Below are 15,793 nucleotides of genomic sequence, written 5' to 3' on the forward strand. Positions count from 1 at the left end.
CCGTGAGCATCGACACGGCGCGCATCCGTTCGGCCGTCACCGAACTCCTCGAAGCCATCGGCGAGGATCCTTCGCGCGCAGGGCTCGTCGAGACCCCGGCTCGCGTCGCCGAGGCCTACACCGAATACTTCGCCGGCATCGGCCAGGACCCGCTCGAACACCTCGCCCACACCGAGACCATCGCCGACGCCGGACATCAGCCCGGCGAACTCATCATCCTGCGCGACATCGACTTCCGCTCGATGTGCGAACACCACCTGCTCCCATTCGTCGGCATCGCCCACATCGCCTACGTCCCTCGCGACCGGGTGGTCGGCCTCGGTAAACTTCCCCGCGTGGTCGAAACACTCGCAGCGCGCCCGCAACTGCAGGAGCGGCTCACCGAACAGGTCGCCGACACGATCGAGCGCGGCCTCGACGCCCTCGGCGTTCTCGTCGTCCTCGACGCTGTGCACGGATGCGTCACCGCGCGCGGTGCACGCCAATCGCGCAGCTCCACGGTCACCCTCGCCGCACGCGGCACCCTCACCGACCCGGCCGCCCGCGCCGAAGCGGTCACCCTCATCGGGAAAGGCTGACCCATGGCCCGCGCACGCCGAACCCGAGACCCCATGAGCACCGGCCGCCCCTACATCATGGGCGTACTCAACGTCACCCCCGACTCGTTCAGCGACGGCGGAATGTTCCACAACTTCGACGACGCCGTCGACCACGCCGTGCACATGTTCGAGTCCGGTGCGAACGTCATCGACGTAGGCGGCGAATCCACCCGGCCCGGCGCCGAACGCCTCCCGGCCGACAAGGAGAAGGCGCGCGTGCTGCCGGTCATCCGCGAGCTCGTCGCCCGCGACATCCCGGTGAGCATCGACACCATGAACGCCGTCACGGCCGCCGCCGCGATCGAGGCCGGCGCAGCCCTCGTCAACGACGTCTCCGGCGGACTCGCCGACCGCGGCATGCCGCGCCTCATCGCCGAGACCGGCATCGAATACGTGGCCATGCACTGGCGCGGACACAGCGCCACCATGGACAACCTCGCCGTCTACACGGATGTCGTACGCGACGTCCGCAACGAACTCAAGCACCGGGTCGCCGAACTCATCGTCGCCGGAGTGCGCCCGGAGCGCATCATCCTCGACCCCGGACTCGGGTTCGCCAAGACCGCGCAGCACAACTGGCAGCTGCTCGGCCGGCTGCGCGAACTCGAGACGCTCGGGCATCGCATGCTCATCGGCGCATCGCGCAAGAAGTTCCTCGGCGAACTGCTTCCGGATGGCGCCCCCACGAGCGACCGCGACCCCGCCACCGCGACGATCAGCGCGCTCGCCGCGGAATCCGGCGTGTGGGGCGTCCGCGTGCACGACGTCGCAGGAACACTCGCCGCCCTCGAAGTCTGGGAGGCCTGGAACGCGGGGCGGGCGCCGGCGCCCCGCGCGCTGGGGAGCGGCAGATGACTCCCGACCTGCTCACCCTCACCGGCCTGCGCGCGACCGGACATCACGGCGTGTTCGACCACGAACGCCGCGACGGCCAGGAGTTCATTGTCGACCTGGCGATCTCCACCGACTTCGCCGCCGCATCCGCCACCGACGACCTCGGTGACACGATCCACTACGGGGTGCTCGCGGAGCAGGTGACCGCCGCGATCGAACGCGACCCGGTCGACCTCATCGAGACGCTCGCCGAGCGGATCGCCGCGCTCGTCCTGGAGTACCCGGCCGCGGCATCCGTCACCGTCACCGTGCACAAACCGCACGCCCCCATCACCGTGCCGTTCGACGACGTCGCCGTGACGATCACCAGGAGCCGCCGGTGAACGGCCGACACGCTGCGGCGGAACAGTCCGCCGTCATCGCGCTCGGCAGCAATCTGCCCATGGACGCCGAGGGCATCCACCACGGCCGCGAATCGCTGCTGCGGGATGCGGTGCGCGCGATCGACGCGCTCGACGGGGTGCGGGTGACCGCCGCATCCGGCATCGTGGAGACGCCGGCCCTCAAACTGCACGGCGTCGACGAGGACGCCCCCAGCTACCTCAACGCGGTCGTGCTCGCGGACACGACGCTCGACCCCGAGGACCTCCTCCAGCAGCTCCACGGCATCGAAGCGAGCCTCGGCCGCGTGCGCGAGGAGGTGTGGGGGGACCGCACGATCGACCTCGACCTCATCGACGTCGGCGGGATCACCCGCCACAACGACACGATCACGCTCCCCCACCCGCGTGCCTGGCAGCGCGCCTTCGTGCTCGAACCGTGGTCGCAGGTGCAGCCGGATGCCGTACTCCCCGGGCACGGACCGATCGCCGCCCTGCTCGCCGCCACCACCGACCGGGTGACGACGTATCCGGCCGAGCCGCTCATCGACGCGGGACCACCCCTGAGCGCTGAGCAGTGAAGCGCACCCGCATCACGACCCTCGTCATCCTCGGCGTCGTCGGCGCAGCGGGAGGCGCCATCCTCGAACTCCTGCTCGCCACGAACGGTCCACCGATCGTCAGTCTGCCCATCACGCTCGGCATCGCCCTCGCCGTCATCGGCGGCATCGTCGTCACGCTCGCCGTCCCCATCCGGCGCATGACGCGGGCGACGAGCGCGCCGCGCGTCGACCCGTTCTATGCGACCAGGATCGTCATGCTCGCGAAAGCCTGCGCCCTCACGGGCGCGCTCATCGCCGGCGTCGGGGCAGGGGTGCTCGCCTACCTCCTGACCAGGACCGTCATCGAGGTAGGCTCGGTGGCGCAGGCGATCACGACGATCGTCGGGGCCGGAGTCCTCCTGGCCGGGGGCCTGCTCGCCGAGCACATGTGCCGGATACCCCCTGGCGACGATGACAACGATCCCGGCAAGGAACCGGTGAAGGCCTGAGCGGCACGCCGCCGGACGACCACCGCACACGACCCGCGAGGAATCCCATGGCAGATCGACTTGAGCTCCCCGACGCCACCTGGCAGCGCGTGTCGCCTCGTCTCATCGTCTCCGAGTTCGTCGGCGCCGTCATCAGCACCGCCATCTTCATCGCCGCAGTGCTGACCCTCACGAACGTCGTCTGGTCGGGCGCGATCTGGGGGGTCGCGGTCGTCGGCGTCATCGCGATCATCGTGTTCGTCCTGATCCCCCGCCGCGTGCGGGCCATCGGCTATCAGCTGCGCGACGACGACCTGCTGTTCCGCCGCGGCATCCTGTTCCAGCGGTTCGTGGCCGTACCGTACGGCCGGATGCAGCTCGTCGACATCAACCGCGGCCCGCTCTCCCGCATGCTCGGCCTCAGCGAGCTCAAGTTCGTCACCGCCGCCGCCTCCACCGGAGTGACGATCCCCGGACTGCGCGAAGCGGATGCCGACGAGCTGCGCGACAAGCTCGTCGCCCTCGCCGAGACCCGCAGGGCGGGGCTGTGACCGTACCGCTCCCTGAGGAGGGCACCGAAGGCGCCCGTCACGAAGGGGGCTCTCCGCCACCTGCCGGTTCCCTTCGTGACGCCGACACCTCGGGGAACGGCAATCGCAACAGCCTTGCCGACGGCGAATGGCACCGAATGCATCCGGCATCGCCTCTGCTCAAGGGCGGGATCGCGCTCATCGCGATCCTCGGTGTCGTCGTCGCGAACCTCCGCGAGCGGATCTTCGACCTGTTCGTGCCGCACTTCCCGCAGGAGGGCGACCCGGTCGACTACATCCTCGACAACGGTCTCATCGGCTGGGCGCTGCTCGTCGTCGCGGTGGTCCTCCTCGCCCTCGTGATCGGCTTCTACATCTCCTGGCGCATGCACCTGTTCCGCATCACCGACGAGGTGGTGGAGGTGCGCAGCGGCATCCTGTTCCGCACGAACCGCAAGGCCCGGCTCGACCGCATCCAGGGCATCAACATCGTGCGGCCGTTCATCGCGCGACTCTTCGGCGCGGCGAAACTCGAGATCAACCAGGCCGGCCAGGACGCCAACGTGCAGCTCTCCTACCTCGGCTCCGCGTCGGCGGATGGCCTGCGGCGCGAGATCCTGCGCCTCGCCTCCGGCACCCACGTCTCCGCCGCATCCGGGGCCCAGGTCGCCGACCGCGTGGGCCTCGCGGACGAGAACGTCATCGAACGGCGCGTCAACGAGTTCCTCGCCCCGGAACTCGATCCGGATGCCGCCCCGCCGGAGTCGATCGTCAAACTGAACCTGGGGCGGCTGGTCGGCTCCCTCGCCCTCAGCGGCAGCACCATCTTCCTGCTCGTCCTCATCGCCGCCGGCGTGACCTGGATCGCGACGACCGGCGACTTCTTCGCCCTCTTCTTCGCGATCCCCGGCGCCATCGGCTTCGCGAGCTTCTACTGGCGCAGGTTCTCGAAGTCGCTGCGGTACAGCATTGCGGGCACGCCGGACGGCATCCGGGTCGGATTCGGCCTGCTCTCCACGAGCAACGAGACGCTGCCGCCGGGGCGCATCCACTCGGTCGAGGTGAGCCAGCCGCTGCTGTGGCGCGGGCCCGGATGGTGGGAGATAAAGGTCAACCGGGCGAGCCACTCGTCGACGAAGGGCGCGGGCGGCGAGGCGAACACGACGATCCTCCCGGTCGGCGACCGCACCGATGTGCGGCGCGTCCTCGAACTCATGCTGCCCGAACTGCTGGCGCAGGCGGGCGACGGCGACCTGTCGGCCGCGATCAGCGTCATCGAGTCCGGTCTCGAGTCGAAGGGCGGGCCGGATGACGGGTTCACGAACTCGCCGCGTCGGGCCGCCGTGCTGCGCTGGTTCTCCTGGCGGCGGAACGGTTTCGCCATCACGACCGGCTCGCTCGTGCTGCGGAAGGGCGCCATCTGGCGGCAGCTCGTCGTCGTGCCGCAGCCGCGGCTGCAGAGCGTCTCGCTGCACCAGGGGCCGATCCTGCGGGCGCTGCGGCTGGCCGACATCCACCTGCACACGGTTTCCGGGCCGATCAGCGCGGATCTGGGCGCCATCGACCAGGATGCCGCCATCCGCTTCTTCGAGGATGTCGCGCGCGTGGCCGTCTCCGCCGCCCAGTCCGACACGTCGCACCGTTGGCGCGCGGGGGAGCAGCCCGCGTGAGTGTTCTACGCCGGTCGAGTAGGCCGCGAAGCGGCCGTATCGAAACCACGGGGCTCGCGTCATGAGCGTGCAGGCCGGGCGCCTCGGCGTCGGCATCGTCGGTGCTGGGAAGGTCGGCCCGGTGCTCGGGGCGGCGCTCGCCGGGGCCGGGCACGCGATCGTCGGCATCTCCGCGGTGTCGCAGGAGAGTCGCGACCGCGCCGAGGCGATGCTGCCCGGCGCACCGATCCTGTCGGTTCCGGATGTCGTCGAGCGCAGCGAACTCGTCATCCTCGCCGTTCCGGCCGGTGAGCTCGCCGCGCTCGTCGAGGGCCTCGCGAAGGCCGGCGTCTGGCAGGCCGGACAACTCGTCCTCCACACGGTCGCAGGTCTCGGCGTCTCCGTGCTCGCCCCCGCCGCCGCGGCCGGCGCGATTCCGCTCGCACTGCATCCGGCACTCGCGTTCACCGGAACGAGCGTGGACCTCGCCCGGCTTCGCGAATCGTTCTGTGCCGTCACGGCCGCAGCCCCCGTGCAGCCGATCGGCCAGGCGCTCGCCGTCGAACTCGGCGCAGAGCCGGTGCTCATCGCGGAAGCCGATCGCGCAGCATACGGCGAGGCGATCGACACGGCGACCCGGTTCTCGGCGGCGATCATCGGCCAGGCGATCACGCTGCTCGACGGGATCGGCGTCGAGTCGCCCGGCGCCGTGCTCGCCTCCCTCGTACGATCGACAGTGGACAACGCACTCTCGGACGCCACCCTCCCGGTGTTCGAACCCCTTCCCGATGAGGATGACAGCGCATGACCGAAGTGTTCGAGACGATCGCGAGCCTGCGGCTGCGACTGGAGACGGCGGGCAGCATCGCGTTCGTCCCCACGATGGGCGCACTGCACGACGGACACCTGGCACTCGTCGCCCGCGCGGCCGACGTTGCGGAGACCGTCGTCGTGTCGATCTTCGTGAACCCGCTGCAGTTCGGCGCCGGAGAGGACCTCGACCGCTACCCGCGCGACCTCGAATCCGACCTCGCAAAGCTCCCGGATGACGTGCTCGTCTTCGCGCCGCCGGCCGGCGAACTCTACCCGTACGGCGCATCCGAAACGCTCGTCACAGCGGGGGGCATCGGCGCGCGATTCGAGGGGGCGAGCCGCCCTGGGCACTTCGACGGGATGCTCACGGTCGTCGCGAAACTGCTCAACATCGTGCGCCCCGACGTGGTCGTGTTCGGGCAGAAGGATGCGCAACAGGTGTTCCTCGTGCGCCGGATGGTACGCGACCTCAACGTGCCCGTCGTCGTGGATGTCGTGGAGACGGTGCGCGACGCCGACGGTCTCGCCCTCTCCTCCCGCAACCGCTACCTCGATGCGGACCAGCACCGCGCAGCACTCGCGCTCTCGCGTGCGCTCGCCGCGGCAGCGGCATCCGGGGAATCGCGGGCGGCGGCGCTCGCGGCTGCCCGGTCGGTGCTCGAGGCGGAGCCGGCGGTCGACGTGGACTACGTCGAACTCGTCGACCCGGCGACCTTCCTTCCCGTCGCCGATGACCACCGCGGCCCCACCACCGCGATCGTCGCCGCCCGCGTCGGCACCACCCGTCTCATCGACAACCGCCAGGTCACTCTCGCGCCGGCCGAGTAGCCGCAGCGCGAGGGAACACCTGTTTCCCGGGGCGGTCCCAGCGCATGGGCCCCGACGACCCTCGGTAAACTTGCCGAGACTCTAGGAGACCGATGACCGACCACACCGCCGACTCAGAACCCGCCGACCCCGAACTCACCGAGGCCGAAGTCAGCGAGCAGAAGGCCGTGCGGCTGGGCAAGCGCGAGCGGCTCATCGCATCCGGCGCCCAGGCCTACCCGGTGGAGCTCGCGATCACCGACACGATTCCGGCCGTCCGTGCGCGGTTCGGCGACCTCGAAGCGGATGCCGCCACGGGCGCGACCGTCGGCGTCGCCGGCCGCGTCGTGCACCTGCGCAACACCGGCAAACTGTGTTTCGCCTCGCTCCAGAGCGGTGACGGTTCCCGCATCCAGGCGATGGTATCGCTCGCCGAGGTGGGGGAGGCCTCGCTCGAGGAATGGAAGGAACTCGTCGACCTCGGAGACCACGTCTTCGTCTCCGGCGAGGTGATCTCGAGCAGGCGGGGCGAACTGTCGATCCTCGCGAAGGAGTGGCGGATCGCGGCGAAGGCCATCCGCCCGCTGCCGAACCTGCACTCGGAGCTGAACGAGGAGACGCGGGTGCGCCAGCGCTACCTGGACCTCATCGCCCGCCCCGCCGCGCGGGCGAACGTGCGGGCGAGGGCCGCGGTCAACGCGTCGCTGCGCGCGACGTTCACCGCGCACGACTACCTCGAGGTCGAGACGCCCATGCTGCAGACGATGCACGGCGGGGCGAGCGCTCGCCCGTTCGTGACGCACAGCAACGCGTTCGACACCGAACTGTACCTGCGGATCGCGCCGGAGCTCTTTCTCAAGCGCGCTGTCGTCGGCGGGCTCGAGCGGGTGTACGAGATCAACCGGAACTTCCGCAACGAGGGCGCGGATTCCACTCACAGCCCCGAGTTCGCGATGCTCGAGGCGTACCAGGCGTACGGCAACTACAACCAGATGGCCGAGTTGACGCAGGAGCTCGTGCAGAACGCGGCGCTCGCCGTCTCCGGCTCCCACGTCGTCACCTGGGCCGACGGCACGGAGTACGACCTCGGCGGCGAATGGGACTGGCTGTCGATGTACGAGTCGCTGAGTGAGGCGAGCGGCATCCCGATCACGCCGGAGACGAGCAAGGACGAGCTGCAGGATCTCGCCGACCGCCTCGAGCTGGAGGTGCAGCATCCGACCGCCGGCAAGCTCGTCGAGGAGCTGTGGGAGCATTTCGTGAAGTCGAAGCTCGAGCGGCCGACCTTCGTCGCCGACTTCCCCGTGGAGACCTCTCCCCTCGTGCGCGACCACCGGTCGAAGCCGGGCGTCGTCGAGAAGTGGGACCTGTACGTCCGCGGGTTCGAGCTGGCGACCGGATACTCCGAGTTGGTCGACCCGATCATCCAGCGCGAACGTTTCGTCGAGCAGGCGGCGCTCGCGGCGAAGGGCGATGTCGAGGCGATGCGTCTCGATGAGGAGTTCCTCACCGCGCTCGAGCACGGGATGCCGCCGAGCGGCGGGATGGGCATGGGCATCGACCGGCTGCTCATGGCGATCACCGGGCTCGGCATCCGGGAGACGATCCTGTTCCCGCTCGTGAAGTAGCGTAGAACCGTGCTGGAAGACTTTTGGGCGAACGCGATCTACTCGGTCGTCCCCACGATCCTCGTCGGCCTCCTGTTCTGGCTCGTGATGCGGGCGATCGTCCGCGCCGACCGCACGGAGCGCAAGGTGTATGCCGAGATCGAGGCGGAGGAGCGCAAGAGGGCCGGCCTCCCGCCCGTCGAGTGAGCGCAGCCGTGCGCATCCGAGCGATATAGCAGAATACTGCGACTACTCCTTTCGTTCTACCCCCATTTGGGGTACTGTCGACGACACCGCCGTCAACGTCGACTGCCGATCAGGAGCTCTCATGTCGCACGCGCCTCGCACAGGCTTGAAGTCTGTTTTCGCCTCACTACTCGGATTCGCTCTCGTGATTGCGCCGCTCGCGGTGCTTCCCGCGCAGGCGAACACCGCAGGGACCGGGGTGGTGATCAATGAGCTCTACCTGAACGGCGGCAGCAGCGGTGCCACCTACCTCAACAAGTTCGTCGAGCTCTACAACCCGACCGGCGCCGACATCGCACTGACCGGGATGTCGCTGCAGTACCGCTCGGCATCCGGGACCGCGAGCCCCACGTCCGTCGTGGCGCTGACCGGCGTCATCCCCTCGCACAAGACCTATCTGGTCAGCGGCGGATCCAATGCCTCCAACGGCGCTGCGCTGCCGACACCGGATCTCGTGGCACCGTCCATGAACATGTCGGGCTCCGGCGGCCAGGTCTTCCTCTCCAGCCAGACGACCGCGCTGACGCCCGGGACCGGCAACATGGTCGGCGTCGCCGGAATCGTCGACATGGTCGGCTACGGAACGGCGAACAGTTACGAGACCTCGGCGGCGTCCGCGGCATCCGTGACGACCTCGATCAACCGCGCTGGCGGAGTCGACACCGACATCAACTCGGCCGACTTCTCCACCGCCGCCCCGACCCCCACCGCATCCGGATACGTTCCGCCCGCCCCCGTTGACCTCGGGTTCAAGACCATCGAGGAGATCCAGGGCACCGGTGACGCCAGCCCGTTCGCGGGCGACGACACCCTGTCGACCAAGGGCATCGTGACGGCCGCATACCAGACGGGCGGCTTCAACGGGTTCTACATCCAGACGCCGGGTACCGGTGGCGCCATCGACATGACGAACCACACGGCATCCGACGGGCTGTTCGTCTACTCTGCGGGAACCGGTGCGGTGGGTGATGTCGAGGTCGGTGACTTCGTCGAGATTCACGGTTCGATCAGCGAGTACTACGGCCTGACCCAGATCACGCCCACCGACTCCTCGAGCGTGACGGTACTCACCGACACGGTCGCGCCCGTGACGCCGGCAACCATCGGCTGGCAGACCAGCGAGACCAAGCGGGAGTCCCTCGAGGGCATGCTCCTCGCGCCGCAGGGCAGCTACACGGTATCGGACACCTACTCCACCAACCAGTACGGGGAGATCCTGCTCGCCTCGGGGACGAGCCCGCTCCTGCAGCCGACCGAGGTCGCCGCCCCGGGCGTCGCCGCCTACGCCGCGGCACTCGCGGCGAACAAGAACATCTCGGTGACACTCGACGACGGCGCGACCACGAACTTCCTGAGCAGCGCGAACCAGGGCATCCCGCTCCCCTGGGTGTCGAACGACCACCCGGTGCGGGTCGGCGAAGCGGTGACGTTCACCTCGCCGATGATCTTCGACTTCCGCAACAGCGCGTGGAAACTCCAGCCGACGCAGCAGCTGACCGTCGCGAACGCGGCGACAGTGCAGCCGGCGACCTTCGCCGACAACCGCACGGCCGCGCCCGAGGACGTCGGCGGTGAGGTCAAGCTCGCCACCTTCAACGTGCTGAACTACTTCACGACGCTGGGTGAGGATGTCGCGGGCTGCACCCCGTACAACGATCGCGACGGCAACCCGATCACGGTGAAGTCGTGCACCACAGACAACGGACCGCGCGGCGCCTGGGATGCCGCGAACCTGCAACGCCAGCAGGACAAGATCGTCGCGGCCATCACCGCGCTCGGGGCGGATGTGGTCGGGCTCGAGGAGATCGAGGCGTCCACGTCGGTCGCGGGCGGCGGCACCGATCGCGACGCCGCGCTCAAGTCGCTCGTCGCCGCGCTCAATGCGAAGGCGGGCAGCGACGTGTGGTCCCCCGTCCTGTCACCGGCGACGGTGCCGGCGACGGAGGACGTCATCCGGACCGCCTTCATCTACCGGAATGCGACGGTGGAACCGGTGGGAGCCTCGACCATCCTGATCGGCTCCGCCGCGTTCGACAACGCGCGCGATCCGCTCGCCCAGGCGTTCAAGGCCAAGGGCGCACCGGATGCCGACAAGTTCCTGGCCATCGTGAACCACTTCAAGTCGAAGGGTTCGGCCGGTCCCCTGCCCGGTGATGAGGACATCAACGACGGCCAGGGAGCATCCAACGCCTCCCGCGTCGCGCAGGCTCACGCGCTCGTCGACTTCGCCGACGCGATGTCGACCTCGGCGGACACCGACCGGGTGTTCCTCATGGGCGACTTCAACTCGTACACGATGGAGGACCCGATCGCGGTCCTGACCGACGCCGGGTACATCGACCAGGGTTCGAAGACGGGCGAATACACCTACTCGTACGGCGGCAGCGTGGGGTCGCTCGATCACGTGTTCGCGAACACGGCGGCCGACAAGACCGTGAACGACGTGGACATCTGGAACATCAACTCGCCGGAGTCGGTGGCACTCGAGTACAGCAGGTACAACTACAACACCACGAACTTCTACCGGGCGGACATGTATCGGGCATCCGATCACGACCCGCTCATCCTCGGTCTGAACCTCACGCCGAACACGAAGGTCGACCTCAACCTGCTGAACATCAACGACTTCCACGGTCGGATCGACAGCAACACCGTGAAGTTCGCCGGAACGATCGAGCAGTTGCGCGCAGAGTACGGCGACGCGAACTCGCTGCTCGGGTCTGCGGGCGACAACATCGGCGCCTCGCTGTTCGCCTCCTCGAGCCAGAAGGACAAGCCGACCATCGATGTGCTCAACGCACTCCAGCTCCAGTCGTCGGTGGGCAACCACGAGTTCGACACCGGGTACGCCGACCTCACGGGCGAGATCGCCTCGTGGACGGACTGGAACTACCTCGGTGCGAACGTCTACTTCAAGGGCACGACCGACCCCGCCCTGCAGGAGTACGTCGTCGTCGACGTCGCGGGCGTCAAGGTCGGCGTCATCGGCGCCGTGACCCAGGAGACTCCGAGCCTCGTCACGCCGAGCGGCATCGCGATGCTCGACTTCGGTGACCCGGTCGACGCGGTCAACCGGGTTGCCGCCCAGCTCTCCGACGGCGATGAGTCGAACGGTGAAGCGGACGTCATCGTGGCCGAGTACCACGAGGGCGCCAGCGTCGGCACGGCCGGCGGAGGAACCCTGGAGAACCAGGTCGCGCTCGGAGGCGCGTTCGCGGAGATCGTGAACGACACGTCATCCGATGTCGACGTCATCTTCACCGGGCACACGCACCAGGCCTACGCCTGGGACGCACCGATCCCCGGTGACTCGACGCACACCCGCCCCGTGCTGCAGACCGGCAGCTACGGTGCGAACATCGGACAGGTCGTCCTGACGTTCGACACCGCGACCGACGCCGTCACCGGGTACACGATGCGGAACGTACCGCGCACCACGGTCGACGACGCGACACTCGTCGCCACCTACCCCCGGGCCGCGACGGTCAAGGGCATCGTGGATGCCGCGATCGCGCAGGCGGCCGTCATCGGCAACGTGCCCGTCGGGTCGGTCACCGCCGACATCACCCGCGCCTTCGCGGCGGGGGTCGAGGACCGCGGCGCGGAGTCGACGATCGGAAACCTCGTCGCGAACTCCCTCGTGGCATCCCTCGGAAGCGCCGACCGCGGCGGGGCGGAGATCGGCATCGTGAACCCCGGCGGGTTGCGCGCCGACCTCCTGTACGGCGATGACGGCGTCATCACCTATGCGGAGGCGAACGCCGTGCTGCCGTTCCTGAACAACCTGTGGACGACGACCCTCACCGGTGCTCAGTTCAAGCAGGTGCTCGAGGAGCAGTGGCAGCGCACGGCGGACGGTGTGCCGCTCACCTCCGGACGCACGTTCCTGAACCTCGGGCTCAGCGACAACGTGACGTACACGTATGACCCGAACCGGGCCATGGATGACCGGGTGACGGCCATCTACATCGACGGCCAGCCGATCGATATGACGAAGGACTACCGGATCGGTTCGTTCAACTTCCTCCTGGAGGGCGGTGACAACTTCTGGGAGTTCAAGAACGGGACGGACACCAAGGATTCCGGCCTCGTCGACCGGGACGCGTGGATCGACTACATCACTGCGAACAGCCCACTGTCACCGAACTTCGCCCGGCATGCCGTGCAGGTCACGGATGTCACGCCCGGCCCGGTCGCGCCCGGCGACACGGTGACGCTGAACGTGTCGAAGCTCGACCTCACATCGCTCGGCAGCCCGGCGAACACCGAGTTGACGCTCACTTGGGAGGGCAGCTCCGCCGTGCTCGGCACCGTGCCGGTCTCCGGGGGAGCCGCAGCCGTGTCGTTCACGGTGCCGGCGGATGCGAGCGGGTCGGGAACCCTCGTGATGACGGCAGCGCCATCCGGTACGACCGTCCGGGTGCCGATCAACATCGAGACCGTTCCCACCTTCACCTCGTCGACCGACCTGAAGCTCCAGGGTCCGATCGGGCTCTCGTGGAAGATGCCGCAGGTGAAGGTGACGGTGTCCACGGATGCGGGCTCGGCGCCGACCGGTCAGGTCATCATCTCGGTGAACGGCAGTGCGGTGACCACCGAGTCACTGACGGCCGAGGACAAGGGCAAGGTGAAGCTCGCGCTGCCGAAGCTGCCCAGCGGGATCTATCTCGTCACGGCGGAGTTCGTTCCGGATGCCGCCGACGTGGCGGGTTCGACCAGCGCCGGCAAGTACCTCGTGGTTCTCTTCTAGCGCGGGCGAAGACGGCCGAGCGGCAACTCCGGGGCAGGGAGCGCTCGGCCGTCATAGCCGTGGACCTGGCCGAATTGCCCATCAGGATCGGCGTGGTCGATGACCTCGGCCATCCAGCGGCTGCGCGAGGCGACGATCTCGTCGTGGCTGCGGCCCACGAAGTTCCACCACATGACGATCTCCTCCCCGAACGGCTCACCGCCGAGCAGGAGGAGGCGCGCGGCGTCTTCGCCGCTCGCGATCGTGAGCTGCGTCGCACCCGGTGCGCGATAGCCGACGTGGGCGGCAGGGACCGCGGTGCCGTCGAACTCGACGATGCCGGTGTCGACGAGGATGCCGTACTCGAACGTGGTCTCGACCGGCACCGTGACCGTCGTGTTCGCCGGCAGGTCGAACTGCGCGCCGACGATGGGGGTGAACGCGCTCGCGGTGGAGGTGCGCCCGAGCAGGCTCCCCAGGAAGACGCTCACGCTCGCCCCATCGTGGTCGAACACCTTGGGTACGAAGCGCTCGAACAGGGGCGCGCGGTGGCGGTCGGAGTCGGGCAGGGCCGTCCACAGCTGCACGCCGTGCAGCATCCTGGTCGCCGGCGTCGACACCTCCGAGTGCTGGATGCCCCTGCCCGCCGTCATGAGGTTCAGCTCGCCCGGCCGGACCATGGCGTGCGCTCCGGTCGAGTCCCTGTGCTCGATCTCGCCCGCGAAGAGCCAGCTCACGGTCTGCAGACCGGTGTGCGGATGCGGCGGCACTACCATTCCGCCCGTCGCGGCCACGTCATCCGGCCCGTAATGGTCGGCGAAGCACCAGGCGCCGATGAGGGAGCGGCCGCGCTGCGGGAGGGTGCGGCGCACGGTCATCGCGCGGGGGCCGCCGAGCGGCACGTCGCGCGGCTCGAGCAGCTCGATGGCGCCGGAGGCGGCAGGCTCGGCCTCGCACACGAGCTCCTGAGGGTCGACTTCGAGGTTGCTCATACCGGCATGCTAGCCCGAGGCTTCGAGGGAGTTGCGGATGTCCCGTGTGAGACCTAAACTTATTCAACCAAAAGGTAGAATAAGGTGGAGGATGACGGCACAGCTCGAACTCGTCGAGACGTTCGCGGCGCTCGGCGACCCGGTTCGGCAGTTGATCGTCGAGCGGCTCGCCGAGGGGGATGCGACGGTCAACGAGTTGGCCGCGCTGTTCCCGATCTCGCTGCAGGCGGTCTCGCGGCACATCAAGGTGCTCGAGGCGGCCGGCGTAGTCTCGCGAAGCCGGGTCGCGCAATCGCGTCCCGTGCACCTCGAGGCGGCGTCCCTCATCCGCACCGCCGATTGGCTCGAAGCGCACCGACTGCGCCTCGAATCGCGATACGAGCGGCTGGATGCCGTGCTCGAAGAACTCAAGGAGTCCTGAATGACCAGCAAGCGCACCGTGGCCGCCCTCCCCGGAGAGCTCACCATCGCCTTCACCCGCGAATTCGAGGCGCCCGCCGCGCTCGTCTTCCGCGCGCACACCGAGGAGGACCTCATCGGCAAGTGGATCGGCCCCATCGGAACGCACATGCGGATGCGCGAGTGGGATGCCAGGACGGGCGGAAGCTGGAGCTACGTCGTCGTCTCCGGAAGCGGAAACGGGGAGTGGGCCTTCCATGGCGCGTTCCACGAGGTGACGGAGCCGAGCCGCCTCGTGCAGACGTGGGAGTTCGAGGGCAACCCTGGGCATCCGAACCTCGAGATCCTGGAGTTCGCCGACCTCGACGGCGGCCGCAGCCGCCTGACCGGGCTCTCCGTCTTCCCGACGCTCGAGGACCGCGACGGGATGCTCGCCGACATGGACGGCGGCATGGACGAGAACTTCAACCGCCTCGACGGACTCATCGCCGCGGGCGAGCTCGGCTGAGCGATGCGTTCTCAGCGGGTCAGCCGTCGACGGTAATAACCTCGCAATACGCGGATGCCGCTCGTGCGAGACGCCGGTCTGCCGTGACCAGGGGCGCTGCGAGCCTCTCAGCGAGCGCGACGTAGGCGGCATCGTAGGACGAGATGTTCTCGCGGAGCTGCCAGATCCGAGGGAGCAGTGGGAGGTGTCGCGACCGCCGGATGGGTGTTGATGCCCACGTTTCGATGTAGCGGTCGGCGTTCGCCGCCGACAGTTCTCGTCTGCTCACGAACCTTCGGATCGCGCTCGCGTACTCGACGTCGATGAGCTCCGGTGCATAGAGGTTGGCGGGTGGGATGCGTAGCGGTTCCGCGCCATCGTGGATTGTCGCGATCGCAGCCGAGCAGTCGATGACGAGGTTCATGCGCGGTCACGCCTGCCTTCATGGATGATGTCGACGATGTCCTGCGCACCGAGGCTCTTGAGCCCAGGAAGTGGCCCACCGAGCATTGTCTGGAGGGTGGTCTCGTGTCCGGCGCGCTCTCGCACCTCGAGGTCGCGGGCGAGCTCCGTAAGCTCGCGTCGCAGGAATGCCGAAAGCGAAAGCCCTTCCTTCTCGGCGGACTTGCGGAGCCGCTCCTGAACTCCGGCGTCAAGATCGCGAACCTGCACCGTTACTCCCATGGATCGA

General features: G+C 68.5%; 17 protein-coding genes. 14 read left to right on the forward strand and 3 right to left on the reverse strand.

Annotated features, from left to right (window positions below):
* The first annotated feature begins 2 nt into the window (after positions 1 to 2).
* From folE to BKA04_RS07885, 12 genes are all read left to right on the forward strand, one after another.
* On the forward strand, positions 3 to 578 hold the full coding sequence (gene folE / locus BKA04_RS07830) for a GTP cyclohydrolase I FolE (RefSeq protein ID WP_104095918.1): 576 nt from the start codon (positions 3 to 5) through the stop codon (positions 576 to 578).
* A 3-nt stretch (positions 579 to 581) separates the two neighbouring features.
* The gene (gene folP, locus BKA04_RS07835) at positions 582 to 1,454 is read left to right on the forward strand and encodes a dihydropteroate synthase (RefSeq protein WP_232842183.1); all 873 of its coding nucleotides are present in this window, start codon (positions 582 to 584) and stop codon (positions 1,452 to 1,454) included.
* Positions 1,451 to 1,816 (forward strand): dihydroneopterin aldolase, encoded by a 366-nt coding sequence (gene folB, locus BKA04_RS07840; RefSeq protein WP_104095919.1) that lies wholly within the window; start codon positions 1,451 to 1,453, stop codon positions 1,814 to 1,816. Before folP ends, folB begins: the two co-directional genes overlap by 4 nt.
* Positions 1,813 to 2,394, forward strand: coding sequence for a 2-amino-4-hydroxy-6-hydroxymethyldihydropteridine diphosphokinase (folK, locus tag BKA04_RS07845; RefSeq protein WP_198413307.1), 582 nt, complete (start codon positions 1,813 to 1,815; stop codon positions 2,392 to 2,394). Before folB ends, folK begins: the two co-directional genes overlap by 4 nt.
* A complete protein-coding gene (locus BKA04_RS07850) occupies positions 2,391 to 2,864 on the forward strand; it encodes a DUF3180 domain-containing protein (protein WP_104095921.1) in 474 nt (157 codons plus the stop codon). Before folK ends, BKA04_RS07850 begins: the two co-directional genes overlap by 4 nt.
* A 47-nt stretch (positions 2,865 to 2,911) precedes the next feature.
* On the forward strand, positions 2,912 to 3,394 hold the full coding sequence (locus tag BKA04_RS07855; RefSeq protein WP_104095922.1) for a PH domain-containing protein: 483 nt from the start codon (positions 2,912 to 2,914) through the stop codon (positions 3,392 to 3,394).
* Positions 3,391 to 5,043: a PH domain-containing protein gene (locus tag BKA04_RS07860; protein WP_232842003.1), complete on the forward strand. Its 1,653-nt coding sequence runs from the start codon at positions 3,391 to 3,393 to the stop codon at positions 5,041 to 5,043. The genes BKA04_RS07855 and BKA04_RS07860 overlap by 4 nt, the downstream gene beginning before the upstream one ends.
* 61 nt (positions 5,044 to 5,104) lie before the next feature.
* Complete coding sequence (locus BKA04_RS07865) at positions 5,105 to 5,830, forward strand: DUF2520 domain-containing protein (protein WP_104095924.1); 726 nt, start codon at positions 5,105 to 5,107, stop codon at positions 5,828 to 5,830.
* On the forward strand, positions 5,827 to 6,663 hold the full coding sequence (gene panC, locus BKA04_RS07870) for a pantoate--beta-alanine ligase (protein ID WP_104095925.1): 837 nt from the start codon (positions 5,827 to 5,829) through the stop codon (positions 6,661 to 6,663). Before BKA04_RS07865 ends, panC begins: the two co-directional genes overlap by 4 nt.
* A gap of 92 nt (positions 6,664 to 6,755) precedes the next feature.
* A complete protein-coding gene (gene lysS, locus BKA04_RS07875; RefSeq protein ID WP_104095926.1) occupies positions 6,756 to 8,270 on the forward strand; it encodes a lysine--tRNA ligase in 1,515 nt (504 codons plus the stop codon).
* Positions 8,271 to 8,279: 9 nt separating this feature from the next.
* Complete coding sequence (locus BKA04_RS07880) at positions 8,280 to 8,456, forward strand: hypothetical protein (protein ID WP_167309618.1); 177 nt, start codon at positions 8,280 to 8,282, stop codon at positions 8,454 to 8,456.
* Between the two features lie 121 nt (positions 8,457 to 8,577).
* Positions 8,578 to 13,245, forward strand: coding sequence for an ExeM/NucH family extracellular endonuclease (locus BKA04_RS07885; protein ID WP_104095927.1), 4,668 nt, complete (start codon positions 8,578 to 8,580; stop codon positions 13,243 to 13,245).
* On the opposite strand, the gene BKA04_RS07890 is transcribed toward BKA04_RS07885, so the two are convergent.
* Positions 13,242 to 14,216 carry a pirin family protein gene (locus BKA04_RS07890; protein WP_104095928.1) on the reverse strand — a complete coding sequence of 325 codons (975 nt, stop codon included), beginning with the start codon at positions 14,214 to 14,216 and terminating at the stop codon, positions 13,242 to 13,244. The genes BKA04_RS07885 and BKA04_RS07890 overlap by 4 nt on opposite strands.
* Before the next feature lie 91 nt (positions 14,217 to 14,307).
* Between BKA04_RS07890 and BKA04_RS07895 the strand changes: the two genes are divergently transcribed.
* Positions 14,308 to 14,637 (forward strand): ArsR/SmtB family transcription factor, encoded by a 330-nt coding sequence (locus tag BKA04_RS07895; RefSeq protein WP_104095929.1) that lies wholly within the window; start codon positions 14,308 to 14,310, stop codon positions 14,635 to 14,637.
* A complete protein-coding gene (locus BKA04_RS07900; protein ID WP_104095930.1) occupies positions 14,638 to 15,123 on the forward strand; it encodes an SRPBCC family protein in 486 nt (161 codons plus the stop codon).
* A gap of 19 nt (positions 15,124 to 15,142) precedes the next feature.
* Here the strand turns inward: BKA04_RS07900 and BKA04_RS07905 are convergent, their stop codons facing one another.
* Together BKA04_RS07905 and BKA04_RS07910 are read right to left on the reverse strand one after the other, a co-directional pair.
* The gene (locus tag BKA04_RS07905; protein WP_104095931.1) at positions 15,143 to 15,526 is read right to left on the reverse strand and encodes a type II toxin-antitoxin system VapC family toxin; all 384 of its coding nucleotides are present in this window, start codon (positions 15,524 to 15,526) and stop codon (positions 15,143 to 15,145) included.
* A complete protein-coding gene (locus BKA04_RS07910; RefSeq protein ID WP_104095932.1) occupies positions 15,523 to 15,786 on the reverse strand; it encodes a hypothetical protein in 264 nt (87 codons plus the stop codon). Before BKA04_RS07910 ends, BKA04_RS07905 begins: the two co-directional genes overlap by 4 nt.
* Between the last annotated feature and the right edge of the window lie 7 nt (positions 15,787 to 15,793).

The organism is Terrimesophilobacter mesophilus (genome assembly GCF_014200375.1).
GTDB classification, from domain to species: domain Bacteria; phylum Actinomycetota; class Actinomycetes; order Actinomycetales; family Microbacteriaceae; genus Terrimesophilobacter; species Terrimesophilobacter mesophilus.

What these genes read in the sequence shown, in the direction of transcription:
- BKA04_RS07890 (WP_104095928.1), bottom strand. Translation starts at nt 14,216, where the DNA reads ATGAGCAACCTCGAAGTCGACCCTCAGGAGCTCGTGTGCGAGGCCGAG.
- lysS (WP_104095926.1), top strand. Translation starts at nt 6,756, where the DNA reads ATGACCGACCACACCGCCGACTCAGAACCCGCCGACCCCGAACTCACC.
- BKA04_RS07865 (WP_104095924.1), top strand. Translation starts at nt 5,105, where the DNA reads ATGAGCGTGCAGGCCGGGCGCCTCGGCGTCGGCATCGTCGGTGCTGGG.
- BKA04_RS07895 (WP_104095929.1), top strand. Translation starts at nt 14,308, where the DNA reads ATGACGGCACAGCTCGAACTCGTCGAGACGTTCGCGGCGCTCGGCGAC.
- BKA04_RS07905 (WP_104095931.1), bottom strand. Translation starts at nt 15,526, where the DNA reads ATGAACCTCGTCATCGACTGCTCGGCTGCGATCGCGACAATCCACGAT.
- panC (WP_104095925.1), top strand. Translation starts at nt 5,827, where the DNA reads ATGACCGAAGTGTTCGAGACGATCGCGAGCCTGCGGCTGCGACTGGAG.
- BKA04_RS07900 (WP_104095930.1), top strand. Translation starts at nt 14,638, where the DNA reads ATGACCAGCAAGCGCACCGTGGCCGCCCTCCCCGGAGAGCTCACCATC.
- folP (WP_232842183.1), top strand. Translation starts at nt 582, where the DNA reads ATGGCCCGCGCACGCCGAACCCGAGACCCCATGAGCACCGGCCGCCCC.
- BKA04_RS07885 (WP_104095927.1), top strand. Translation starts at nt 8,578, where the DNA reads ATGTCGCACGCGCCTCGCACAGGCTTGAAGTCTGTTTTCGCCTCACTA.
- BKA04_RS07855 (WP_104095922.1), top strand. Translation starts at nt 2,912, where the DNA reads ATGGCAGATCGACTTGAGCTCCCCGACGCCACCTGGCAGCGCGTGTCG.
- folB (WP_104095919.1), top strand. Translation starts at nt 1,451, where the DNA reads ATGACTCCCGACCTGCTCACCCTCACCGGCCTGCGCGCGACCGGACAT.
- BKA04_RS07910 (WP_104095932.1), bottom strand. Translation starts at nt 15,786, where the DNA reads ATGGGAGTAACGGTGCAGGTTCGCGATCTTGACGCCGGAGTTCAGGAG.